Consider the following 23,625-nt stretch of genomic DNA (forward strand, 5'->3'; position numbering starts at 1 on the left):
AGCCAGTTTACAATGAAAAAAGAAAACGTACCCCAGGATTTAAGCTCGCTTGGTAAAATTACCAAAGAGGTTTGCTATGCTACCGATAGCGACGGGAAGTATGTAACCCAGCTAAGCGATGGATGGGATGTAAAAATAACCGCGCTTGATGTGGCCTGGCAGGAAATTGATGGCCGCATTGCCAACGCTAAACAAAGGGTTTTGAACGGAGAGGCCAGCCCGCTGCTGTTTTTTATGGAGTGGCGGCTAATGGACTTAAGTATTTTGGCCGATTATACCGGTTTTTGGAAATGGCAGATAAAACGCCACCTGAAACCCGGTGTGTTTAATAAACTATCAGAAAAAGATTTAAAAAAATATGCCGAAGCCTTTAATGTAAAGGTTGATGAGCTAAAAAGTATGGATGTGCATGAAGATTGATTTTGAACACGGACAAGCTGCACATTGCGAATCGGGGGTTACCAGTAATTTATTAAAAAAGATCTCGAACGGCAAAATAACCGAGCCGCTGGCTTTTGGTATTGGTGCCGGGCTGTTTTTTGTATACGTACCGCTAATAAAAATAAATAACGGGCCGGCAATTGCTTTTCGCTCTATGCCGGGCTTTATTTTTAATCGTACCTGCAAATCACTGGGGATCCCGGTGATACAGAAAAAATTCAGCTCGAAAGAAAAGGCCGAGGCCGCTTTGATGGAAAGCCTTGAAGCCGGGCAGCCGGTTGGCGCGCAGGTAGGGGTTTACTATTTATCCTATTTCCCGAAAGAATACCGTTTTCATTTTAATGCACACAACCTTATTGTTTTTGGCAAGGAAGGTGATAATTACCTGATTAGCGACCCTATTATGGAGCACGCCACCACACTAACCAGCTACGAGTTGGAGCGTGTGCGTTTTGCCAAAGGGGCTTTGGCACCAAAAGGACAATTATACTATCCTGCCAATCAAACAGAAATTACCGACGACCAGATCAGGAGTGCGATTAAAAGCGGCATTAAAAAAAATGCATTTAACATGATCTCTATCCCCGGTCCTTTCGCTGGTGTAAACGGTATAAGATATACGGGCAATAAAATAAAAGGCTGGCGCGATAAGCTGGGCCTTAAAACTGCAGGTTTGTACCTGGCACAGTTGGTGCGTATGCAGGAAGAAATAGGCACAGGCGGCGGCGGGTTCAGGTATATTTATGCCGCGTTTTTACAACAGGCTAATGATTACCTGCCCAACCCGGTATTGTTACAGGCATCAGAGATGTTTACGCAAGCGGGTGACATGTGGCGAACAGCCGCTGTACAGGCTGCTGGTATTTACAAAGGCCGCATAGGCAGCCAGGAAGATTTTAATGTAATGGGCAACTATTTGTTAGAAATTGCCGAAATAGAAAAGAAAGCTTTTACACTGCTGAAAAATATTAAATGGTAAGCAAAACATCCCTCGCCGTAAATATCGAAAACCTTTGTTTTCATTATCCGGGTAATTCGGGGGTGACTTACGATGGCCTGAATTTAAAGATTGCCGAAGGCGAGCGCTTCGGGTTGTTTGGTCCGAATGGTGCCGGTAAAACCACGCTCATGAATTTGATGACAGGCTTGCTGGTTGCAGATAAAGGCTCGGTTGAATTATTGGGTCATAAAATTGGCACCAAAAGCAAGGCTGTAAATAAGCTGTTTGGTTTTGTGCCACAAGATTTTTCCTTTTACCAGGAATTAAGCCCGATAGAAAACCTGGAGTTTTTTGGGGCATGGTACGGCTTAAACCGTAAACAAATTGCGCAGCGGTCGGCAGAATTGCTGGAGATATTAGGCCTTACAGATGTGAGCCATAACGCCGTTGAAAATTTTTCGGGAGGGATGAAACGCAGGGTTAATTTGGCCATAGGGGTTATTCATAATCCGAAGATATTGTTTTTGGATGAACCTACGGTTGGTGTGGATGTACAAACCCGCCACGCCATCATCGATTACTTAAAACAGCTGAATAAAGAAGGTACCACATTAATATATACCTCGCATCAGTTAGCCGAAGCCGAGGGCTTGTGCGAACAGATAGCGCTTGTTGATAAGGGCGAGATTGTTAGGGAAGGAAAACTGGATAGTTTGCTGGAAGAGTACGGCCACCAGGACCTGGAGGAACTGTTTTTAAACTTAACAGGAAAGGATTACCGGAACTAATGTTTAAGCTTTGGGCCTCCATAGTAAAAGATGTAAGGATATTGCTGCGCGACAAAGTGGGCATATCGCTCATGTTCATCATGCCCGTTATTTTGGTTATTGTGGTTACGCTTATCCAGAACAGCACTTTTCAGTTGATGAACAAAAACAAGCTCACCGTAGTGGTTTGTAATCAAGATGCCGGTAAACTAAGCAAACAACTCACAACCACCATCAACAAAATTGGCATGTTTAAAGTGGTGCAGGCAGCATCAAATTTAAACGAACAGCAAATGGGCGATGCCATGCATAACGCCGACGCCATGCTGGCTATTACCATTCCGCCCGATTTTTCGGCAAAGATTGAAGCAAAAGCTAAATCATCATCAAATAAAGCGCTGAAAAGCTTTGGCCTGCAGGCCGATTCGGCTAAGGAAGAAAAACTGACGGCACCTACGCCATTGATCTTACATTACAACCCATCCATCCCCGAATCCATTCGCTTTTCGGTAAACGGAGCCTTAACCAGCGCCTTACAAATTGTAGAAAGCCGGGAAATCCTGCGCACGCTCTACTTCGCCATAAACGAAAAGGAAATGCCCGAAAAGCTGGAACAGGAAATGCTGAACGGCAAGGCCGAAATAAAGCAGGTGCCGGTATCAAAGGGCGGCAGCATTACCGCACCAAATGCTACCCAGCACAACGTACCTGCATGGACTATATTTGCCATGTTTTTTATCATCATGTCGTTAAGCGGCAGCGTGGTGAGAGAAAAAGTGAGCGGCAGTTTTATCAGGTTAAAAACACTGCCCACTAATTTTGCTGTAGGCCTGCTATCCAAACAGATTACCTATTTATGTGTAACACTGTTCCAGGCGCTGGTAATTTTTTCGTTGGGATTATGGTTTTTTCCGTATATTAATTTGCCCGCGTTAAACTTACCGGCAGATATTTTCGGTTTGATATTGGTAACGATAGCCGTTGGTTATTGCGCTGTAAGCTACGCAATTTGTGTGGGCGTGTTTGCCCATACGCAGGAGCAGGCAAACGGTTTTGGAGCGGTATCCATAGTGATACTATCGGCCATCGGCGGCCTTATGGTGCCGTCATTTGCCATGCCGGGAGCATTAAAAACAATTAGTTCATTATCGCCATTACATTGGTGCATTGAGGCCTATTATGGCTTATTTTTAGAGGGCGCGGGATTAAAGGATGTTGTTATCAGCATTATTCCGTTGGTTGGAATTACATTTGTATTCCAGGCGCTAACGTTTATTGGTTTAAAAAGAAAGAATTTAATATAGAAACAAGATGGAAACTACAGAACTAAAGGAGAAGTTAAAAGTTCAGATCATTCAATTCCTGAATTTAACTGATCTTACCCCGGCAGACATTAAAGACGATGAGCCGTTGTTTGGCGATGGCCTGGGGCTTGATTCCATCGATTCACTGGAACTTATTGTACTTTTGAAACGCGAGTACGGCATCAATATTCAAGACCCTAAGGAAGGCCGTAAGGTGCTTGTAGATGTGAACACCATGGCAACTTATATTGAGCAAAACGGGTAAAAATAAACACGGATAAAAAATTGGACAGGATTGTAGTAACCGGGATTGGTGTGATTAGTGCTATTGGCCACTCGGTAGCTGAAAATCACGCGGCATTGGTACAGGGCAAAACCGGTATTATAAAAGGCGGTGGTAATTTCCCTTCAAGGTATTCGGGACTTTTGCCTTTTGGTGAGGTATTGACAGGCACCGAAGAATTGAAAGAGAAACTTGGTGTAACGGAGCCGGGTGTTACCCGCACCAGCCTGCTTGCCTTGCATGCGTTTAACGAAGCTATTGCCGATGCCCGATTAACCCCAAACCAACTAACAGCTACCGATACTGCCCTTGTGGGCGCTACAACCGTAGGCGGCATGTGCCTTACCGACGAGTTATATGCCAATACCCATGGCGACACCGAACACATTGAATATGTAAAATCATACGATTATGCATCGGTAAACCTACATATCCAAACGCGTTATGGTATAACAGGAGTAGTTAACACCCTGAATACAGCATGCTCGTCATCGGCAAATGCCATTATGTACGGTTGCCGGCTGATAAAAAACGGGCTGGCAAATCGTGTCATAGTAGGTGGGGCCGATAGCCTGGCCAAATTTACAGTTAATGGTTTTAACGCCCTGCGTATTCTTTCGGATGAAGCTTGTGCACCCTTCGATCAAAATCGTAAAGGGCTAAATTTAGGCGAAGGCGCAGCGTTTTTAGTGTTAGAGAAGCAGGCAGATGCAGCAGGCAAAAAAATCTATGCCGTGGTGAGCGGTTATGGAAATGCCAACGATGCTTATCATCCTTCATCATTATCACCCGAAGGAGATGGGCCATACCTGGCTATGAAATATGCTTTGGACAATGCTGGCTTAAACCCGGCTGCTATTGATTTTATTAACGCGCACGGCACCGGCACCGAAAATAACGACGACGTAGAAAGCCGAGCCATGCTGCGCCTGTTTGATACCCTGCCCGATTTTGCATCTACCAAAGGCTTTACCGGGCACACCCTTGGCGCAGCCAGCGCTATTGAGGCGGTTTACAGCGTCCTGAATATAGACAGGCAGGAGCTATACCCTAATTTGAATTTTAATGTGCCGATAACTGATATTGGCCTTGAACCGGTACTACTTAACAGGGCCGCTACTATAACACATGTAATGAGTAACTCGTTTGGTTTTGGCGGGAATTGTACATCATTAATTTTTTCAAAAGCTTAATGATGAAGTTGTATATCTACAAAACCACCTGTATTTCTCCCCAGCAAACCTTTGGGGAAAATATTGATATTGAAACGCTTCGCCCTTCGGTTGATAATAAGCTGTATGCTATTGAGCCTGCTTATCCGCAGTTTAAAGGCAATGCTTTGCGCCGGATGAGTAAAAGTACCCGCATCGGTTCGGGAGCCGCCCTGCCACTGCTTGCTGATGGCGTACAGCCTAACGGCATAATCATAGGCACCCAGGTGAGCGGGATGGAGGAGAATGGCAAATTCCTGAACCAGATTATTGAGTATAACGAGGATATGCTTACACCCGGAAGTTTTGTGCAGGGTACCCCCAATACAATCTCATCGCAAATAGCGCTCATCAGCAATAATAAGAACTATAACCTTACCCATGTTCACCGGGGGCTGGCTTTTGAAAACGCGGTTATTGATGCGGCCATGCTGCTGAATGAAAACCCGGATAGCCGCTATTTATTGGGTGGCGTTGATGAAATTTCGTTCAACAACTACACCCTTGATACGCTTGCGAGCTGGTTTAAAAAAGAAGATTGCCTGAACAGCGACATCTACCGTTCTACAACCGATGGAAGCCTATCCGGCGAAGCCGCAGCTATGTTTATGGTTGGTAATGATAAACAAAACGCCATAGCACAACTGAAAGCCATAACCACTATACATAGCGCCGACGTTGATGTAATTAAAGCGCGCATTAAAAGGTTCATTGAAGAAAACCTTGCTGAAGGCGAACAGCCAGACCTGCTGTTAACCGGCGAAAATGGCGACAAACGCTCGCTCCCTTTTTATACCTCCTGCGATAGTTTGTTTGATAAACATACCACCATAGCCCGTTTTAAACACATGTGTGGCGAGTATCCAACGGCATCATCTTTTGCACTTTGGCTGGCCTGCAATTTTGTTAGCGGGGCGTTGACCATGCCGCAGCATATGATCAAAAGAAAAGGCGAAGCAAGCAGCTTTAAAAATATACTGATATACAACACCCATAAAGTTGGGCAACATAGTTGCATGCTGGTGAGTTTACCTAAATAATCCTTTACAAATAAACCTCCCGCGAGGTTAGCATAGCGTAACTCGTGGGTTAAACTGGTTTAAGCCTCCGGCTTAGTTCTGCTGAAAGCTGAAACCCGCAGTAGTCACGGGTTAAAACCCCGCGACTGAAAGAACGAAAGGATAATAACGCTTCCTGCAACGCGCCATTATCCCATGCGTCTTATCTTCTGAATGATTTAATGTTTTATCAGCCATTATCAGCAGGAATATGCCGTCTCCATTAAAATTTTTGACCCTCATTTTCTTCTTTCTATCCAATTGGGCACATGCGCAAACACATGCTTTGTTAGATTCGATGACCCACACCATCGCAAAGCAGGAATACACCGGCATCCACAGCATCTTGATATCTAAAGGCGGCAAGCTGGTTTATGAGCATTATTTTAACGGTTATACTGCCGATTCGCTGCATGATTCCCGGTCGTCATTTAAATCTATAACCAGCCTGCTGATGGGCATTGCCATTGATAAAGACTTTGTGAAAAATGCAGATCAAAAGGTTTATGCGTTTTTTCCTGAGTATAAATCATTTGCCAACAATGATGCACGGAAACAGCTTATCACCATTAAAAACCTGTTAGAGATGCGGTCTGGCTTTGATTGCAATGAATGGGATGATGACGGTAGCGATTGCGAAACCGAAATGGTAGAAACCAAAGACTGGGTGAAGTTTTCGCTGGATTTGCCTATGAAAAACAATCCCGGTACGGTTTGGAACTATACATCATGTAACCCAATGATCATTAGTGGTATTATCAGTAATGCCTCCCATATGCCTGTTATGGCCTTTGCAAAAAAATATTTGTTTGATCCGTTGGGGATTACTAACTACCACTGGACAATTGATCCTGCCGGACACGGCGCCACGGCCGGTTCTTTTTTTCTGCTGCCAAAGGATATGATTAAAATTGGACTGCTGGTAAAAAACAATGGCGTTTGGCTGGGAAAACAGATAGTATCGGCACAATGGCTCAGGGCATCAACCACAGCCACTATTTCAATTCCCGATTTTTCGTTTCTTAAATTGAGCAGGAATAAAATGGCCACTCCGCAACCTGCATATTATGGCTATTACTGGTACAACGAAAAGATAAAAGCCCAGGATTATACAGAAGACGTTGTTTTTGCATCGGGCAACGGCGGACAGTACATTATGATTATTAAAGATATGGATTTGGTGGTGGTATTTACCCAGGGCAATTACAATAACTGGAAGGCCAAACGGGCTTTTGATTTGCTGGCGAAGTATATAATTCCCGGGTGTAAGTAAGTTTCCATATAATAGGATCGTGCTTAATCGTAAGCTGGTAGCCCCAGCATCTTATCAACCCGCACAACCCGATATCCCCTGGCATTAATTTCTTTTAAAAAATCAGGCAGCATAGCCACTGTAACCGGGCACCTGTCGTGAAATAAAAAGATTGCTCCTGGCTCGATTTGCAGGGTTACTTTTTGCAAAAGCGCATCAGGATCGGTAGCCATGGTATCGTACGATCGTACGTTCCAACCGATGGGCAAATAATTTCCTTTAACAATGGCCTTTTTTAAATTAGGATTCATCACCCCATAAGGTGGGCGGAATAGCCTTGTTTTTTTACCAATAACATTATACAAGTCGCTGTCTACCCGCTGCATTTCGGCAAGCATTTTTTTTGATGGAAAAAGATCAAACAAGGCCGCGTGTGTATAACTGTGGTTGCCAATCATATGGCCTTCGGCGTTTAGTTGCCTGATGACGGCTTCATTGCCTGCAATACGTTCGCCAATGCAAAAAAAAGCGGCTTCTACGTTGGCATCTTTCAAAATTTGTAAAACCTGCGGAGTCCCGTCACGTACCGGGCCATCGTCAAAAGTTATCGCTATTACTTTATCGGTTGTTTTAGCCGAGCAGTACATCGGCATAAAAAAGGCGGAGTTTACAAAATAGCAGCCATAGGCAACAATGAGTGAATACGCCAGGATAATTGCCCCATAGGCCAGCCAGCTTACCCCATATGTTTTGTCGGCCCAGGTGGTAAAACCCAGCAAAACGATGAATGCGATATTGGTGTTTTTGAATGTTAGCACGCGGATAGCAATATTAACGAATGACTGGTGTTTTGGTAATGGTTATAAACCAATATTTTTTTAATTGGTGTAATAGGTTCTGACCCTGGAATGGTGTTTGTTTTGACAATTTGTGCAGCATACCATAACGCGAAGGCCGATGATGTGGGGTACTCGCCACACAGGTGTTTATACCTGGTAACATTACAGTAGTTAAATAATGAACCCTCCAGGTAATCGTAAACTGCATCATTCTGGGCATCCCCGTTATTGCCTGCGACCACCAGGCTGATATCATACATACTAAGGTCTTGTGCTGCCAGGAACGATTCAATTTGTTGTTCAATAGCTGCATGGCTGTCCGGTTTATAAAACGTGGCGATTGCATCCAGTTTGGCCAGGTCGTTTCCGGATGCTTCATTGGTTAACAGGAAAAATGCCGAGCCTTCACCTGCAACGGTGCCTTTTGAATTGGCACTATAAAGGTCGGTATTGGAGATAGCACTCCGTTTATACAAGCCAAACCTGCTCAGTATGCTGTGGCTGATATCGGTTATCTCGTCAATACCCCCTACCAGTACGTTTTTGGCCTCACCTTCCTGCAATAGCATCTGCGCGTCAAGCAGGGAACTTTCAAACGATGAGCCACCATTTACAAACGTGTTGTTGTAGTTGTTGCAATGCAGCAGCAAAGCCACCTGTGCGCCAATGGTGTTGTGGGTTGATTGTATGAACGATGTTGGGGTAAGTAACTCTTCGCCGCGTTCAACCATTTTACTTAAAAACACGCCGGTATCTTCCAGGCAACCGTAGGCCGTGCCGGTAATAATGGCATCGGGGTTGGTTACTCCCGCATCCTGCAAACAGGCCATGGCAGATGCTACCCCCATTTTGATAACCCGGCTCATGCGGCGGATGAGTTTTGGATCGATGATCTCTTTGTAATCGGGCGTAACGCAGCTGAGTCTATTGCCGTCATAAACTACTACTTCATCCAGGAACGGGACGTTTCCGAATGTTTTTTGAGGCGATATGTTTGCTGTTGAACGTATATACATATCAGGCCGGTAGTTTTGAAAATATTAATGACGAACAGTTACCGCCAAAACCAAAGGAGTTGGAAAGTACATGGTTTAAATCTGCGTTTTGTGTAAAACTTGTTTCGGGCGCAAAAGGATGATCGGCAATCTGTGTTTCAAACCGAAGGTTGGGGTAAATAAATCCCTGTTGGGCCGAGAGTGCCGAAAATACAGCCTCGATACCTGCGCTTGCGCCCAGCGTATGGCCAGTGAATGATTTGGTAGAGCTCATTTTAGGGAAATGCGGATCGAATAGTCGCTTTATAGCAGTCCCTTCGGAGTTATCGTTGTTTTGGGTACCGGTACCGTGCAGGTTAATGTAGCCTATATCTTCCGGCTTTAACCCGCTCATTTTTAAAGCACCCTCCATAGCCATAAAGGAGCCTGTGCCATCGGGCGATGAAGCGGTTTGATGGTAGGCGTCGTTGGCGTTACAGTAACCGCTCAAAGTACAATAAGGCGCTTTTTGCATCCCTGCCGCAACCCGTTCAGATACCAGGGTAATATACCCGGCGCCCTCGCCAAGGTTTAAGCCACGGCGGTTGGCGTCAAAGGGCTGGCAAAACTGATTGTCCAATATCATGAGCGTATTAAAGCCGTTTAGCGTAAAGCGGGTAAGCGCATCAGTGCCGCCGGCTATAACTACATCAAGTATGTTATTTTTGATGAGCCTTGCGCCATACATAATGGCATTGGCCGATGATGAGCAGGCAGTACTGATGGTGCTTATATAATTTTTTATCCCCAATTCATCCGCTACCAATTCGGTTACCTTGCCGCACTCGTGGTTAACTACATTGCGCAATTTACCTTTTGCTGGGTTGGCCATAAATTGTACAAAAAAATCTTCGGTTTTATCCATGCCGCCCACGGTGTTGGCCGATATAAAACCCGTGCGTAATGAGGCGAAATTTTGGATGCCTGCATCGTTTTTTGCCTCTTTCGCGGCGATGAGGCTTAGCATGGCTGTGCGGCTTATACCGTGCCCGAAGCCTGATAATTGGGCCAATTCATTATTGCTCAATTTAACTTCGGCAACCGGGAAAGTGTCTTGATATATGGTATGCAGGTATTTAATTTTATCAATACCTGCGCGGCTGTTTTCAAGCGCGTCCAGGCATTCGGCAGTATTGTTGCCAATACCCGAAATTACACCTACACCCGCTACAAAAACAGTTTTGCTCATTACTATATTATTTGCCGGCTATTTAGCCAACAGGTAAATGTTATTTAAATTTTCTGCACTAAACGGCGCCGATGTTGGGCTTACGTTCTTTTCTACCAGGTATAAAACGGCTTTGTAATCTTCCTTCAGCACATCAACCCAGCCGCAAATGCAGGCTTGCAATATATTATTATTTAATAAATATGCCACGTACTGCTGTATAAATGCGGCATCAAAAGCCTCAAAAACAAAAAAAGCGTTCTCGCCTTTAAATTTGTTTTTAATGCTGATCTCGCCGATAACGATATTGGGCAAGGTATACACAAACAAGGCGGGGCTGGCAATAGTTTTGGCCTGGTCGTAATATTTAATGTCGGCATCCAGGCTGGAATTGGAGTTTGCTAAAACGATACCAACTTCCTGTTCTTTATATTTTTCACTGATATCGCTATCCTTCAGCAATACTTCCGATGCCAGCAAACCCAATTTGGACAGGTTATCCATTTTATAAAACTTGGGGTACTTAACCTCCAGAAACTGGTAAACCGAAAGCAGGAACGCCCCGGCATCAACACCCTTATTTTCAAAAACAGGAATGCCATTGCCGTAAACAACATTATTGCTAATGACGCAGTGCGATGTAATATGTAGTGCTTCTGTCAATCTTATATCTATTATTTGCTTTAAGCTTTCCGCCTTAGGCTTTCAGCTTTTCCTCAGTACAATTGCCGCGTTACAGCCTCCAAAACCAGATGCTGTTTTTAAGCAAGCGGCCAAAGGTATAGTTTGTATCTCTTTAGCTACATTCAATAATTGGGTAACCCCCAACTCATTAAATCCCCTGGAGGGGATAATGGTGTTGTGCTTTAAGGAATGAGCTGCCACTATCGCCTCTATAAGGCCCGAAGCGCCAAGCGTATGCCCGTAATATCCTTTTAAACTATTAACAGGGATGTTTTGCATTCCGGCCAAATTTATTGCTTTGGCTTCCATCTCATCGTTATAAATAGTGGCCGTGCCGTGCGCAGATATAAAATCGATATTCTCTGCCGCAACTTCCGCGCTTTTTAAAGCAGCCTCAATGGCATAAAAAAGTTCTTCGCCGGTTTTTGACGGCCCCGAAATATGGTTGGCATCGTTACTTACCGAACCGCCTGCCAGTTGAACGTCGTCTGCGCGTTGTTTGTTTGTCGATAGGATAACCGTAGCAGCGCCCTCGCCAAGGTTAATGCCATCCCGGTTTAAATCAAATGGTTTGCAAGGCTGCGAACTAATAGCCTGAAATGATTGGAAACCCGATAGCACAAACCGGGTGATCACATCGCCGCCAACCACGACCGCATTATCATACTGCCCGGCCTGGATCAGGCGCATCCCGGTAATCATAGCCATTAAGCCCGAGATACAGGCATGCGAAACTATCAGCGGCTTATTCACGAACCCAAACCTTTCGGCAACTAATTTGGCTGATGTTGGCAGCGCAATGCGATGGTTTAAATCAGGGTTATCAACGTCTGTTTCCAGCATGCTGATATTGCCTTTGGTGGTGGAGATAATGAGAACTGTTTTTGGATCGGCGCTATCTACCCCGCTATCTTTTAAGGCACCGTTGATGGATGCTATCAGCAATTGTTCAAATTTTGTGTATTCGCCGGCTTTGGTTAACAGCGGATGCTCATCGCTAAACAATGATGCATAAAAAGGGACCGCTGATTTATCGCCCGCCGGATGCTCTTTAATCCCTGAAATATTTTGGGTAAGCTTATCAAAATTTTCGGCAGAGGTACTGCCTATAGGCGATAAGATATTATCAGCAACAATAAAAACGGACTTCATTACTTACAAACAGCTCCTCTCATCACTTGTTTTTATTGCCAAAAATTATAGTAATTATACCATTGCCCGGGATACTTTTTCACGTATTTTTCCATCTCGCCCACAAAATCATTGGTCATTTGCTCCATCCCGGCTTCTTTGCCCAAATGTAAATATTCCTTAATTGTGCTGGCATAAAAATGATAGTGAAACTTAGTTTCCTTCATGGCAAAAACGTAGGCTACCGGGACTTTAAATTTTTGGGCCAGGATAAATGGTCCTAATGGAAATTTGGCGTCCTCGCCCAAAAAGTTTTTGGTGATGGTTTTATTGCCCTCCAGGTACCGGTCGGCATGCATGCATACCAGCTCGTTATTCTGAAAAGCTTCGTTGATTTTGAAGATGTGCGAGATATCATCTTTAATAACTATGATATTAACGCTTAGTTTGCCGGTAACCCGTTCCATAAAAGCTTTTATCTGCTGGTTCTCTCCATCAAACATCACAATGTTAATGCGGGTGTTAATATGCTTCAGCAAATCGCCGGCAATTTCCCAGCTGCCAATGTGGGCGCTTAAAAGCAGGCCACCTTTGCCCAAAGCGGCAATGCTATCCAGGTTAGGCCTGCCATCAAACTCAAAAGTAAACTTGTTGCGGATGCCCGACATGACCACTACCTTATCAATAATGCTTTGGCCAAAAACATAATAGTTTTGGTAAACCATCCAAAGCGATTTAATGCGGTTGTAGCCCAGCCGGCTATTAAAATAGTAGTAAATGCTTTTTGACGATTGGTAAGAGAAAACTACATAGTAGAATGATACAAACCTTAGCAAAAAATAAGCGGGACTAACCCCGCCATATTTTAAAATAGCCAGAAATACCGAATACCCCCAGGGTTTCCCTTTTGATTTCCCTTTCCAGGACGACATTTAAACAAGCTCCTTCGGCTGTACTTTAGTTGCTACGTAATCGTAAAAATCCTGGAAGGTAACAATGCCGGTAAAATCTTCGGGCTGCACCTTAAACGCAAAATTAGTTTCAATAACCACCACCAGGTCTATATAATCCAGGCTATCTAAACCAAGTGTATCTTTTAAAACAGCATCGGGTGTAATGGTATCAACATCTACCTCAAATTCTTCAGACAGGAAGGAATTAATTTTTGCAATGATCTCTTCAGTTTGCATAATGGTTTAAATTAATTAGCTAACATTTTGGATGAATCAGGGCGACATCCAAGTGTTATGTAATAGGTTGTAAAAATTTTTAAATATGTTATTTATTTAGTGTTTGCGGATATACCGGTTACCGGATATTTTAAAGGTGACTCACTTAATGGTTTTTATAAAGAACGATTTAGGTTGTTACATGAACAGCTGCTTTGGCTTAACCAACGGCCTTAAAACTTATTTCTGCACCATAATCCATACTCACTTTAATTAATCCCTACATTAAGGAAAAAATAATAACAGTTAATTAATAAAATTAATTAAGCGATTTTACAAAAATACAAAATAATAAAAACATTTATTCATTTTTTGGGTATGGCATATAAAATATTTACAGGTATAATTGGAACCTTTGCTATGGCATGCCACAGTGGTGGGGCGATATTTCTATGATATCAAAAAAGCCCCGGATAAATCCAGGGCTTCGAACTGACTAGAGATTTTTTTCAAAMTTTCTTGAGTTCGGTTTCATATAATACCTTTCCTTMATAATTTACCGCTTTTACGTTTAAGCGGTTGCTGTCGATCGAAAAATACATAAAACCATGCTCAGACGCCTGGAAACGACTGTATGGCTGTCCTTCGGTAACTTTGGTAAGCTCCGACCCGGCACCTGAAATAAACTGGTGGGTTATGCCATCTAATTTTAAATGTTGCAGGGAGTGCTCATGACCAGATAGGTATATATCTACTTTATGATCGTTTAGAGTTTGATACAACGCCTTTTTTATGGTGATGGTATCAATATTATTAATGCGCGGGCCAACGGTACAAAAGGGGTGGTGGCCTACCACAATCTTCCATTTTACATCCGGCGAAGCTTTATCAAGCGTTTCGTTTAACCACTTCATCTGCGTTTCCACATAATCAGTTTTGTCTTCATGTAAAAACGGATCTGTATCTATCATTACAAACAGCACTTTGTCCTTGGTTTTTTCTTTTGAGGCAGTCCTAATCTCTTTGTCTTTATCTTTCCCCAGTCCTATTTCTTTTGAATAATAGCGGGCTGGCATGTTCCACCGGCGGCTTATTTTGCTATACCTGATCTGTGCATCAACGTCTGAATGATAATCATGATTGCCAAATACCGGGTACCAATCGCATTGCAGGGAGTGGGCTGTATAGATGTTTTCAAACGAGTAATGCCACAACGGATCGTTTTCGCTTACTACGCCTTTGGGATAAAAGTTATCGCCAACTGAAATAACAAAGTTATTAGGATGTTCTGCGCCCCATTGCCCCATTTGTTTAGCTACTTCCAGCTGGTCGTATTCGCCGTTGCGGCCCCAATCGCCAATGGCCATAAAATGGAGCGCGAAGTCGTCTTTAATAGATGCGCTTGGCGATAGGTCATCACTCTCAAAATAAGTAACGTTACCGGTTTCGGCTATACTTGCCAGCGGGCTTATTACTGCGGCCCCAAGCGCCCCGATTGCGGCGTTTCTTACAAAGTCTCTGCGTTTCATGCTGTATTAATTTAACCGGTAAACCAATAATTTAAAGCTATCTGCCAACGGCGTTTTTGTGCCAGGCTGAAAATCAACCACCGGAAAATATAGTTTGTGGGTGGCCAGGTTAATAGCCATTGTTTTGGCCCTGTTTTGGGTAGTTATGGTTTGAACAAGCGTATAAGAATCCGGCGAATCCTGCTTAAAAACGGTGGCTGTTCCATCGCCGTTTGATGCGATAACCAGCTTGTTTACCGCATCATAAACTACAGCGTCTACGCCCGCGCCGATAGGAAGGGTTTGCACAACTTTACCTGTACCGGCATCAATAACACTCATGCCCTTATTTTCGCGGCAAACCGTAAACAAACGATGGTTTTGGTTGTCTAAAGCTAAACCCGTAGGGCCACCGCAAGGATTAAGCGGGTAGTTTTTTATTACTTTTAAGGCTTTGGCATCAATAACATTTAAGGTGCTTTTATCTTCCAGGTTAGCATAAACTAATCCTTTGCCATCGGCAACGGCAAATTCGGGCGCGCCGCCCATGTCTATCGAGGTTACCTGTTTTAACTCTTTAGGATCGACCACAACAACAGCACTGCTATGCCCCTCAAAAGCGAATATTTGTTTGGAGTATCGATCATAAATAATGCCATCGGCACCGTTGCCTGTTACCGGGATCTCTTTAATCACCTTAAGGGTTTTAATATCAAAAGCAATAACAGCGTTGGCTTTGCCATCGCTGATAAAGCCACGGCCAAGTTCGTTTACAATGGCAATGCCGTGTACGCCTTTCATCTCGCCAATGGTACCTATAACTTTTTCGGTTTTTAAATCAACTACGTTTACTGCGGTACCGTGCGACGCGTAAAGCACCTGGTTAACCTGGTCGATATATACATAATCGTAGCCGCCGTTACCCGGCAGGGGGATTGTCTTATCAGCTACATAGCTCAATTTTTGAGCCGATGCGAAGAACGGTGCCGAAATAAATAAAATGAACGAAAGTACCTTATACGCGCTGGTTTTCATGTGTTTATGTTTTAGTGTAAAAAGGGCAGGCAATACGCCCGCCCATATCAAATATTTATAGTTTAGTGCTGGTTGCCATTTCCATCGGTGGTGTAAGCGCCAAGGTCCTGGTTGTATTTGGGGTTACCCCTTCCAAATGCCGGCGAGCCACTTTGCAGTTGAAAATTATTGGTATTTGGAAAGCCATTAGGGGCTAAAACGGTACCGTCAAATTGCACAAATAAGGGATTAAAGTTATTCACGCTTTTAGATATCAGGTCTGTTGATTGCGGTACACCCTTGCCCGATGCCGGATAAAAGCCGTCCCTGATGTTTACACCCTGGTAGCTATCTACCGTACCGTAAAACAAGTTATTTCCATAAGTGGTTTTTACAAGGTCGCCGTCATCAAACAGCTCAAGGCCGTGGAAACAGTTTACAATAATATTGTTATAAATATGCCCTATGGCGTTAACACCAACAGAAACACCGCGGCCTGGCTCTGCCGCGCCCCTTCGCCAGCCATTAGATACAAGCGTATTGTTATAAACGTTAACTTCAGTTTGAGGGAAAGGTATTTTAGAGCTTGTTTCCAACTTTATACCGCTGCCCGCCTGGCTAAATATTACATTGTAGGCAACAACGCCTGTTACCCCCGTTTTTAAATTAATACCCTCGCCATCAGTACTGCCCGAAGAGCTGATGGTGTTTCTTAAAATAGTAACAGTTGCACCGCCACCTATCGCCATCAAGTCGTCCTGGCCGTTTGTAAACCATGAATCTTCAATATCTACATTGATATTCTTTTTCACTTTAAGTGTACCGCGCGCACTGCCGCCATCGTCGGGGCCTCCCGTGTTATCAACATGCGTCCATTTAATGGTAATAGCCTGCGCAGTATCGCATTGAAAACCGCCCCAGGTACCGGGTTGATTGCTATCGGAGTTAAAAGAAACAGGCTGACTTTTAGTGCCCAATAATTGCAGCACACCCTGGATATTAATTTGGGCGTTGTTTTTAACAATCACAATGGCACCTGGCTGCGCCGATAACGTGTCGCCTTTTTTAACGGTCAGATCTGCTGTTACCGTATAAGTTTGGCCGCCAATTAGCGTACCCTTAACAAAGCCACTGATGTCACCTGCTTTTAGAGGGCTTGAGGTGGGTATTTTTATTTTGTCGAAGGTGGTGATCTCGGCTTTTTTACAGGAGATGATAGTGGTAATCATTAACCCTGTTATTATTAAATATATTTTATTTGATTTCATGTTGATGGTGTATTAGGTTAAAGTGAATAACGGAAACCCAAATTGAAACTCACGTTATATAAATCCTTTGACTGTAATAAATTGTTAATTTTTACAGTTGTAGGCGTATTGAGCAGGTTGTTGATTTTTGCCGCCAGCACAAAATGTTTAGCAACCTGTTTCTCGGCCGAGAGGGCTAAAAATGATTGTGGCTGCTGATAATAATCATAACCATAGTTAGGGTACACCAGGGATAACGTTTTGCTGGTATAGGTATATGCTAACTGAATAAATTCCTTTTGCTTGTCGTTTTTGTATAATAATGAGATGTTAAATACATCGCCGGTTTGCCCCTGAAGTGGCCTGCTTTGGTATTTAATTACAGGTTGTCCGTTTACTGAACCAGCTTCTGGTACAACTTTTGGCGATTTTATGTTAGAGTAGGTGTAGGTATAGTTACCGGATACGCCTAAGTTGCCAAAAAACCTGCTATAAACAATTTCGGCCCCGGTTACCTTTGCAGTGCCAAAGTTTTGCGGCTGCGTGTTTAGCTGGCCGCCACTTAAATCTTTTAAAGCAAACTCAATGGGATTGGAAATGTTTTTATAAAAAGCGCCTAAAAAAAACTGCTCTTCCTTGCCGGGATATAGTTCATAGCGTATATCATAATTATCAGCTTCGGTGTGCTTAACATTAGGGTTACCGGTAACATCTGTGCTTTCGCCCAGGGTTGGGGTTGGTACCAGCTCATACAATGACGGTCGTGCTATTGATTTAAAATAGGATGCCCTTAAGTTCGACTGGTCGTTCAGCTTGTATTTTAACTGTATGCTTGGTAAAACATCTGTATATGTTTTTTTGGCGTTACTTAACGAGTCTAATACCACGGGGTGCGTATCATATCCCTGTTTGGTACCTTCAACGCGCACACCTGCAACAATGTCTAGGTTACCAACGGTCAGCTTAGCTTCGCCATAACCTGCGGTAATATCTTCATATGCGGTGTAGTTGGTTTTGTCGGCCTTGTCAGTACCGGTAGGGTTATACACAACAAATCCTGACGAATATATGTCGGTGAATATACTTTTATCGCCGTTTGCGGTAGGTGTCGCTTTTAATATGTATTCGTTTTGATGGTTAAAGCGGGTACTATGCCTATATAAACCACCCGCCTTCAGCTCAATGGAGCTTTTTTGCCCTAAGCCGGTTTTATAACCCAGGTTAGCCATGCCACTAAGGTCCTTGTTACCGCTTTTTTGCCAAATCCTGGTTATGTTATTGAAATAATCGGGCGTACTTGTAAAGTCGGGATTAATTAAGTGGTTTATAGATAAATCGGCACGGTCTGGCGCATCCTGGGTAGCATTACTGTAAACGCCGGCCCAGTCAAAAAGCCAATGGCTGGCAATTACATGCTTGCCGCTTACTTTAAGGTTTTCTACATACTGGTTTTGAATATTGGAGCGGTTATCATTAAAAACCGTTCCGGTACCGGGGCCTATTCTGCCGCCGTTCCCGCCCAATATTGACGTATCAATACTCAGCCTTGTTTGGGCCAGGCGAGTGTAAAGGAATACGTTATCAATACCTATTTTGTTGTTATCATCGAATTTATAATCAATATGGGCAGACAAGCCATTGTTTAATTGCTGGGTAGAGTAAGTCCGGTTAGCTACATCGGATATAACGGGCTGGAAGTTTTTACCGGCCCTGGTATCGGGCTGTGCAATATTAAACTGCGAGTTTGTGCCGTAATATTGATTTTGGTAACTATCGGCAATAATGAAGCCCAGTTTGTTTTTTAAAAACCGCCTGCCGTAAGTAAACCCCAATAGCGATGTAACCGGGGCATTCTTTTTGGTAAAATCAAGATTGGCGCGCGAAAAATAACCGGCAGGCGCTACATAGCCGGCCCCAAACCTTTCGGTAGGGCTTTTACTTTGCACCGCGCCATGATTAAAATCATCAAACTTGCGGTTAAAAAATAATGCGCTGTACCCCACGGCCGCATTTGCCTTAAAATATTCGTATTCGGGGGCATCTTTAAATACCAGGTTAACGGTTCCGCCTATCGCGTCGCCCTCCATTTCTGGTGTTAATGATTTGCTTACTTCAATCCTATCTAAAAGATCAGATGGTACTATGCTTAAAGATACAAACCGGGAAACAGGATCGGGGCTGGTTACTTTAACACCGTTCATAAGGGTGTTATTATAACGCGGCTCCAACCCGCGGATGATGGCGTATGCTTCATCCGAGCCGCTGTTGCGCTGAATGGTTACCGCCGATACGCGCTGCAGCGCATTAGCCGCGTTAATATCTGGCGAGCGCTGCATGGCTTGCGCGGATATTACGTTGATGATATTACCGGCATTCTTTTCTGATTTCCTCGACGACGCTTCTGATTCGGCATTTGCTTTAGCATATACCCTCACTTGCTCAAGCGACAAAGACTTTTCTGAAAGCTTAATTTCAAGGTTTAAAACCTGGTTTTCGGTAAAATCAATCCGTTGTTCATATTCAATATAACCGATATATTTAACCTTCAGTTTGTATTGGCCGGCTTTAATATTATTGATGGCATAGTGACCGAAAGCATCAGAAATGGCACCCCCTTTTTGGCCATCAAAGTGGATATATGCGCCGGTTAAGGGCTCATGTGTTTTATCGTCGACGACTTGTCCTTTTAAAACTGCCTGCTGGGCGTAGGCAAGCGAAGAAGCGAAAATGAAGACTGCAATCAGGTAAAATTTATTCATCATGGTTACTTTTTTTGCAAAGCACACGCCCAATCCTGTGCAAATTCTGAATAATGGACAAGTGGAAGGTAACTTAATCAATTGGTAATCAATTGTTAATAATGGTAAAACGTGGTAGGCTATCCCTCTCATTTCAGGCATGGTGTGTTAACCTTGGCTTAATATTCACGGCGTTAGTTTCCGCATTAAAGCAACAATGTTGAATGAAGCAATGAAAAACTTAAAGGTTGCTCCTATACACTTAATAACAAACCAAATATTATTTTTGTAAATGACGGGATAGCCTGCGTTGCAGGACAAATCGTTTTAAAACGAACTTAAACTCATAAAAACTGATTGATGGTTGCCGGTGTTGGGATAGATATGATAGAGATTGACCGAGTGGCTGTCAAAATTGAAAAAGGCAGCGGCTTTCGAGAACTTGTGTTTTCGGAAAAAGAAATAGCTTATTGCGAGCTTAAGGCAGATAAGTACCAGCACTATGCAGCACGTTTTGCCGCTAAAGAGGCCTTTTTTAAAGCATTGGGTACCGGCTGGTTAAACGGTACCGCTTTTAACGAAGTGGAGATTAGTAACAATGCCGATGGCAAACCCGAACTTACACTTATTGGCCAAACCGGCGAATTATTGAGGGAGCAGGGCCCAATGAAAATTTCCGTATCATTAACCCATCTTAAGGCCATCGCATCGGCCGTTGTAATTATCGAAAAGTGACAGATCAACCTACATTTATTTCGCAGGAACAAACAGTGACTATGCAGGAACAAAAACTGCAGGAATTGCTGGCCTATCTTAACATTCATTCGCCTTTTTATAAGGAGCTGTTTGATGCAAACAATATCAACATTGATGATATTAAAACGCTCGACGATCTGAAACTAATCCCTACAACGGTAAAGGAAGATTTGCAAAAGCGTAATGACGATTTTATGTGCGTTAGCCGCGACCAGATCATTGAATACAGCTCAACATCGGGCACTTTGGGTAGCCCCGTTACCGTCGCCCTTACCGAGAATGACCTTTTACGACTTACCTATAACGAATATAGCTCCTTTACCTGTGCCGATGGCAAGCCCGACGACGTATACCAGCTGATGCTGACACTCGACAGGCAGTTTATGGCCGGGTTGGCATACTACTCGGGTATTCGCAAAATAGGGGCAGGCATTATTCGCCTGGGGCCTGGTGTGCCATCGTTACAATGGGATACCATTTTGCGGCTTAAGCCTACGGCTATTGTTGCCGTGCCATCGTTTATATACAAGCTTATACAATATGCGCAGGAGCATGGTATCGATATCAATTCAAGTTCGGTAAAAAAGGCGGTTTGTATTGGCGAGAATATCCGGAACACCGATTTTTCGCTCAATATTCTTGGTAAAAAAATTACCGATGCCTGGGATATCAAGTTATATTCCACTTATGCATCAACCGAAATGCAAACGGCATTCACCGAATGCGGGTATGGTAAAGGCGGTCATCATCAGCCTGAATTATTGATTGTGGAACTGCTTGATGAAAACAATCAGCAGGTTGCTCCCGGCGAACCCGGAGAAGTAACCATTACCACGCTGGGCGTTGAAGGCATGCCTTTGCTGCGCTATAAAACCGGCGATATTTGCCTGTATGATGATAAGCCGTGTGAATGTGGGCGAACCACCTTACGTTTATCGCCAATTATTGGCCGTAAAAAGCAGATGATTAAATTCAAGGGCACCACGCTTTATCCGCCGTCGCTTTTTGATTTGCTGAATGGGATGGAAGAAATATTGGATTTTGTAGCCGAGGTTTACTCCAACGAAATTGGTATGGACGAAGTGCTGCTGCATATCCTGCCGGTAAACTATACCGATGAGTGCGACCGGAAGATCCGTGCCAATTTACAGGCAAGGTTAAGGGTAAGCCCGCATGTTACCTATGTGCAATATGATGAGATCCAGAAGATGCAGTACAAGGAATCGGGCCGCAAACCGTTTAAATTTATCGATCGCCGGAAATAAAAACATCCTCGGGCAATTCATCCGGCAGTTCTTCTTCCGATGGCGATTTACCGAAAATCTTATCCAGCAGGTTTAATATCGGCACGGTCATGAAGGTGGTTACCAGCGCCATAATCACCAATATGGCAAATACTTCTTTGTTTAGTACGCCCAGGTCGTAACCAATATTCAGTACAATAAGCTCAACCAGGCCGCGGGTATTCATTAACGCACCTATAGATAGGCTATCCTTCCAGCTTTGGCCCACAAATTTGGCTGCCGATGCGCTGCCCGCAAATTTGCCGGTAACAGCAACTAATATAGTTAAACCACAAATGGCCCATAGGTATGGAGTATCCAATAACCCGATCTGCGTACGTAAGCCTGTAAAAACAAAAAACAAGGGCAGCAATAAAAACAAAGCCACATCCTTAATGCGCTCCACAAACACCCCGCGAAAGGTAATGTTATCGGGCATTACAATGCCGGCCATAAAAGCGCCAAACAGCGCGTGAATGCCAATACTTTCTGTGGCGTATGATGAAATAATAAGCGTCAAAAAAAACATAGCCACCGGCATACCCACATAACCCGGCCTAATGTTGCGGCTGTAGATGCGCTTTAAAAGCGGTTTTACGCCCTTCAACATAATCAACACATAGGCAATGGCCATTAGGGCTGTATAAACAAAACTCATTACCGAGCCCGCCTTAACCACTGCTATTACAACCGTAAGCAGGCACCATGCGGTAATATCATCGGCAGCGGCGCAGGTAATTACCAAAGCGCCAAGGCGTGTTTTGTTAATGCCCCGCTCCTGGCAAATACGTGCCAAAACCGGGAACGCCGTAATGCTCATGGAGATACCCATAAATAAACCAAACGAGAAGAAAGGCACCCCGGCAGGAGCCAGCGAACGATAGATAAAATAAGCCAGCCCGATGCCCAATGTAAACGGAATGATAATGCTGGCGTGGCTAATGACAATGGCGTCCTTGCTTTTGCTTTTAATAGCCCGCAAATCAAGCTCCATGCCTATAACAAACATGAATATGATTAAGCCAATCTGGCTCAAAAACTGCAACGATCCTAACGACTGGGCCGGAAAAACAACATGAGACAATGTCGGAAAAAACCGGCCTACCAGCGATGGACCTAAAGATATTCCTGCAAATATTTCGCCTATAACGCGGGGCTGCCCCATTTTTTTACACACCCATCCTGCCATGTTACCCGCTATTATTATAATGGCTATTTGCGCCAGTAAGGTAGCCAGGGGCCCGGTAAGGTTTTTTATCAATCCATCGGTAAACTGGTGAACAGCGCTTTTGCTGCTTGCCGCCAGCTTAACTATGTTACGGCCTTTTTCAAGCTCGCTGCCTGCTGTTAATGCCAGGTATATTAAAAAGGAAAAGCCACCGGTAAGGACGATGTAAAAAAATATATTCCTGAATTTCTTCATTTTTTAAATATGCCTTTAAATTTAAAAAAAGTGGAGGCCTCATGCTGAATAACGGCGTCTACCTTTAACGTACCATCATCGTTAGTGGTATACGTTACCTGCATATCGGCGGTGCTGTTTACCTGGGGGTTTAGTATGGCCAAAAACTTCATATCGCCCGCTTTAAGCAGTTTTGTTTTGGTGCCGACGATGTTTTCCAGCATTTCTTTCACCATCTGCATCATACAAACCCCGGGCACAACCGGCTGGCCAGGAAAATGGCCTTCAAAAATCTGGTGGTCAGCGTTTAGCGTGATGGTTGTTTTTGAGGTATTACCATCTGTTTGTGGTGCGGTAAACTGAAAAAAGGATTCCTGGAGCATATATTTTTAGCTT

The 23,625-nt window shown here is 43.9% G+C and carries 23 protein-coding genes; 10 read left to right on the top strand and 13 right to left on the bottom strand.

What is annotated here, in order from left to right; all coding sequences use genetic code 11:
• Positions 1–12 precede the first annotated feature (12 nt).
• The 8 genes from DarG to AC1DV1_RS19880 all read left to right on the top strand — a co-directional run bounded on the left by DarG (position 13) and on the right by AC1DV1_RS19880 (position 7,277).
• Positions 13–420 (top strand): flexirubin biosynthesis protein DarG, encoded by a 408-nt coding sequence (DarG, locus tag AC1DV1_RS19845; protein ID WP_477362414.1) that lies wholly within the window; start codon positions 13–15, stop codon positions 418–420.
• Entirely contained in the window at positions 410–1,420 is a 1,011-nt protein-coding gene (gene darH, locus AC1DV1_RS19850) for a BtrH-related acyltransferase DarH (RefSeq protein ID WP_090637999.1), read from the top strand. Before DarG ends, darH begins: the two co-directional genes overlap by 11 nt.
• Positions 1,414–2,169, top strand: coding sequence for an ABC transporter ATP-binding protein (locus AC1DV1_RS19855; RefSeq protein ID WP_477362416.1), 756 nt, complete (start codon positions 1,414–1,416; stop codon positions 2,167–2,169). The genes darH and AC1DV1_RS19855 overlap by 7 nt, the downstream gene beginning before the upstream one ends.
• On the top strand, positions 2,169–3,452 hold the full coding sequence (locus AC1DV1_RS19860) for an ABC transporter permease (protein WP_477362418.1): 1,284 nt from the start codon (positions 2,169–2,171) through the stop codon (positions 3,450–3,452). Before AC1DV1_RS19855 ends, AC1DV1_RS19860 begins: the two co-directional genes overlap by 1 nt.
• 7 nt (positions 3,453–3,459) lie before the next feature.
• Complete coding sequence (locus AC1DV1_RS19865; RefSeq protein WP_477362420.1) at positions 3,460–3,717, top strand: phosphopantetheine-binding protein; 258 nt, start codon at positions 3,460–3,462, stop codon at positions 3,715–3,717.
• Positions 3,718–3,737: 20 nt separating this feature from the next.
• Positions 3,738–4,928 (top strand): beta-ketoacyl-[acyl-carrier-protein] synthase family protein, encoded by a 1,191-nt coding sequence (locus AC1DV1_RS19870; protein WP_477362422.1) that lies wholly within the window; start codon positions 3,738–3,740, stop codon positions 4,926–4,928.
• Positions 4,928–5,986 carry a hypothetical protein gene (locus tag AC1DV1_RS19875; RefSeq protein ID WP_477362424.1) on the top strand — a complete coding sequence of 353 codons (1,059 nt, stop codon included), beginning with the start codon at positions 4,928–4,930 and terminating at the stop codon, positions 5,984–5,986. The genes AC1DV1_RS19870 and AC1DV1_RS19875 overlap by 1 nt, the downstream gene beginning before the upstream one ends.
• 250 nt (positions 5,987–6,236) lie before the next feature.
• Positions 6,237–7,277, top strand: coding sequence for a serine hydrolase domain-containing protein (locus AC1DV1_RS19880; RefSeq protein ID WP_477362426.1), 1,041 nt, complete (start codon positions 6,237–6,239; stop codon positions 7,275–7,277).
• Positions 7,278–7,300: 23 nt separating this feature from the next.
• Here the strand turns inward: AC1DV1_RS19880 and AC1DV1_RS19885 are convergent, their stop codons facing one another.
• From AC1DV1_RS19885 to AC1DV1_RS19935, 11 genes are all read right to left on the bottom strand, one after another.
• Positions 7,301–8,074: a polysaccharide deacetylase family protein gene (locus AC1DV1_RS19885; RefSeq protein ID WP_477362428.1), complete on the bottom strand. Its 774-nt coding sequence runs from the start codon at positions 8,072–8,074 to the stop codon at positions 7,301–7,303.
• Positions 8,068–9,111, bottom strand: a complete 1,044-nt coding sequence (locus AC1DV1_RS19890; RefSeq protein ID WP_477362430.1) for a beta-ketoacyl synthase N-terminal-like domain-containing protein — start codon at positions 9,109–9,111, stop codon at positions 8,068–8,070. Before AC1DV1_RS19890 ends, AC1DV1_RS19885 begins: the two co-directional genes overlap by 7 nt.
• A gap of 1 nt (position 9,112) precedes the next feature.
• Complete coding sequence (locus AC1DV1_RS19895; RefSeq protein ID WP_477362432.1) at positions 9,113–10,318, bottom strand: beta-ketoacyl-[acyl-carrier-protein] synthase family protein; 1,206 nt, start codon at positions 10,316–10,318, stop codon at positions 9,113–9,115.
• 18 nt (positions 10,319–10,336) lie between these two features.
• Positions 10,337–10,960: a beta-ketoacyl synthase N-terminal-like domain-containing protein gene (locus tag AC1DV1_RS19900; protein WP_477362434.1), complete on the bottom strand. Its 624-nt coding sequence runs from the start codon at positions 10,958–10,960 to the stop codon at positions 10,337–10,339.
• A 42-nt stretch (positions 10,961–11,002) separates the two neighbouring features.
• Positions 11,003–12,133 carry a beta-ketoacyl synthase N-terminal-like domain-containing protein gene (locus AC1DV1_RS19905; protein WP_477362436.1) on the bottom strand — a complete coding sequence of 377 codons (1,131 nt, stop codon included), beginning with the start codon at positions 12,131–12,133 and terminating at the stop codon, positions 11,003–11,005.
• Positions 12,134–12,165: 32 nt separating this feature from the next.
• Complete coding sequence (locus tag AC1DV1_RS19910) at positions 12,166–13,044, bottom strand: LpxL/LpxP family acyltransferase (RefSeq protein WP_477362438.1); 879 nt, start codon at positions 13,042–13,044, stop codon at positions 12,166–12,168.
• Positions 13,045–13,302: an acyl carrier protein gene (locus tag AC1DV1_RS19915; protein WP_147053885.1), complete on the bottom strand. Its 258-nt coding sequence runs from the start codon at positions 13,300–13,302 to the stop codon at positions 13,045–13,047.
• Positions 13,303–13,790: 488 nt separating this feature from the next.
• Positions 13,791–14,810 carry a metallophosphoesterase gene (locus AC1DV1_RS19920; protein WP_477362440.1) on the bottom strand — a complete coding sequence of 340 codons (1,020 nt, stop codon included), beginning with the start codon at positions 14,808–14,810 and terminating at the stop codon, positions 13,791–13,793.
• A gap of 6 nt (positions 14,811–14,816) precedes the next feature.
• Entirely contained in the window at positions 14,817–15,824 is a 1,008-nt protein-coding gene (locus AC1DV1_RS19925) for a YncE family protein (RefSeq protein WP_477362442.1), read from the bottom strand.
• Positions 15,825–15,886: 62 nt separating this feature from the next.
• Positions 15,887–17,071, bottom strand: a complete 1,185-nt coding sequence (locus AC1DV1_RS19930; RefSeq protein WP_477362444.1) for a right-handed parallel beta-helix repeat-containing protein — start codon at positions 17,069–17,071, stop codon at positions 15,887–15,889.
• A gap of 17 nt (positions 17,072–17,088) precedes the next feature.
• A complete protein-coding gene (locus AC1DV1_RS19935; RefSeq protein ID WP_477362447.1) occupies positions 17,089–19,812 on the bottom strand; it encodes a TonB-dependent receptor in 2,724 nt (907 codons plus the stop codon).
• A 336-nt stretch (positions 19,813–20,148) separates the two neighbouring features.
• On the opposite strand from AC1DV1_RS19935, the gene acpS reads away from it, so the two are divergent.
• Entirely contained in the window at positions 20,149–20,523 is a 375-nt protein-coding gene (acpS, locus tag AC1DV1_RS19940) for a holo-ACP synthase (RefSeq protein ID WP_477362449.1), read from the top strand.
• Positions 20,520–21,809 carry a flexirubin biosynthesis putative acyl-CoA ligase FlxY gene (gene flxY, locus AC1DV1_RS19945; RefSeq protein WP_477362451.1) on the top strand — a complete coding sequence of 430 codons (1,290 nt, stop codon included), beginning with the start codon at positions 20,520–20,522 and terminating at the stop codon, positions 21,807–21,809. The genes acpS and flxY overlap by 4 nt, the downstream gene beginning before the upstream one ends.
• On the opposite strand, the gene AC1DV1_RS19950 is transcribed toward flxY, so the two are convergent.
• The gene (locus tag AC1DV1_RS19950) at positions 21,790–23,250 is read right to left on the bottom strand and encodes a cation:proton antiporter domain-containing protein (RefSeq protein ID WP_477362453.1); all 1,461 of its coding nucleotides are present in this window, start codon (positions 23,248–23,250) and stop codon (positions 21,790–21,792) included. The two genes, flxY and AC1DV1_RS19950, sit on opposite strands and share 20 nt — an antisense overlap.
• The gene (locus AC1DV1_RS19955; RefSeq protein WP_477362455.1) at positions 23,247–23,612 is read right to left on the bottom strand and encodes an ApeI family dehydratase; all 366 of its coding nucleotides are present in this window, start codon (positions 23,610–23,612) and stop codon (positions 23,247–23,249) included. The genes AC1DV1_RS19950 and AC1DV1_RS19955 overlap by 4 nt, the downstream gene beginning before the upstream one ends.
• Positions 23,613–23,625 lie beyond the last annotated feature (13 nt).

The sequence above is a fragment of the Mucilaginibacter sp. P4_D1 genome (assembly GCF_056401935.1).

Bases quoted from the DNA above. Each gene is read 5' to 3' on its own strand.
- DarG (WP_477362414.1), top strand. From the start codon at position 13: ATGAAAAAAGAAAACGTACCCCAGGATTTAAGCTCGCTTGGTAAAATT.
- darH (WP_090637999.1), top strand. From the start codon at position 410: ATGAAGATTGATTTTGAACACGGACAAGCTGCACATTGCGAATCGGGG.
- AC1DV1_RS19855 (WP_477362416.1), top strand. From the start codon at position 1,414: ATGGTAAGCAAAACATCCCTCGCCGTAAATATCGAAAACCTTTGTTTT.
- AC1DV1_RS19860 (WP_477362418.1), top strand. From the start codon at position 2,169: ATGTTTAAGCTTTGGGCCTCCATAGTAAAAGATGTAAGGATATTGCTG.
- AC1DV1_RS19865 (WP_477362420.1), top strand. From the start codon at position 3,460: ATGGAAACTACAGAACTAAAGGAGAAGTTAAAAGTTCAGATCATTCAA.
- AC1DV1_RS19875 (WP_477362424.1), top strand. From the start codon at position 4,928: ATGATGAAGTTGTATATCTACAAAACCACCTGTATTTCTCCCCAGCAA.
- AC1DV1_RS19890 (WP_477362430.1), bottom strand. From the start codon at position 9,111: ATGTATATACGTTCAACAGCAAACATATCGCCTCAAAAAACATTCGGA.
- AC1DV1_RS19895 (WP_477362432.1), bottom strand. From the start codon at position 10,318: ATGAGCAAAACTGTTTTTGTAGCGGGTGTAGGTGTAATTTCGGGTATT.
- AC1DV1_RS19905 (WP_477362436.1), bottom strand. From the start codon at position 12,133: ATGAAGTCCGTTTTTATTGTTGCTGATAATATCTTATCGCCTATAGGC.
- AC1DV1_RS19910 (WP_477362438.1), bottom strand. From the start codon at position 13,044: ATGTCGTCCTGGAAAGGGAAATCAAAAGGGAAACCCTGGGGGTATTCG.
- AC1DV1_RS19915 (WP_147053885.1), bottom strand. From the start codon at position 13,302: ATGCAAACTGAAGAGATCATTGCAAAAATTAATTCCTTCCTGTCTGAA.
- AC1DV1_RS19925 (WP_477362442.1), bottom strand. From the start codon at position 15,824: ATGAAAACCAGCGCGTATAAGGTACTTTCGTTCATTTTATTTATTTCG.
- AC1DV1_RS19930 (WP_477362444.1), bottom strand. From the start codon at position 17,071: ATGAAATCAAATAAAATATATTTAATAATAACAGGGTTAATGATTACC.
- AC1DV1_RS19935 (WP_477362447.1), bottom strand. From the start codon at position 19,812: ATGATGAATAAATTTTACCTGATTGCAGTCTTCATTTTCGCTTCTTCG.
- acpS (WP_477362449.1), top strand. From the start codon at position 20,149: ATGGTTGCCGGTGTTGGGATAGATATGATAGAGATTGACCGAGTGGCT.
- AC1DV1_RS19950 (WP_477362453.1), bottom strand. From the start codon at position 23,250: ATGAAGAAATTCAGGAATATATTTTTTTACATCGTCCTTACCGGTGGC.
- AC1DV1_RS19955 (WP_477362455.1), bottom strand. From the start codon at position 23,612: ATGCTCCAGGAATCCTTTTTTCAGTTTACCGCACCACAAACAGATGGT.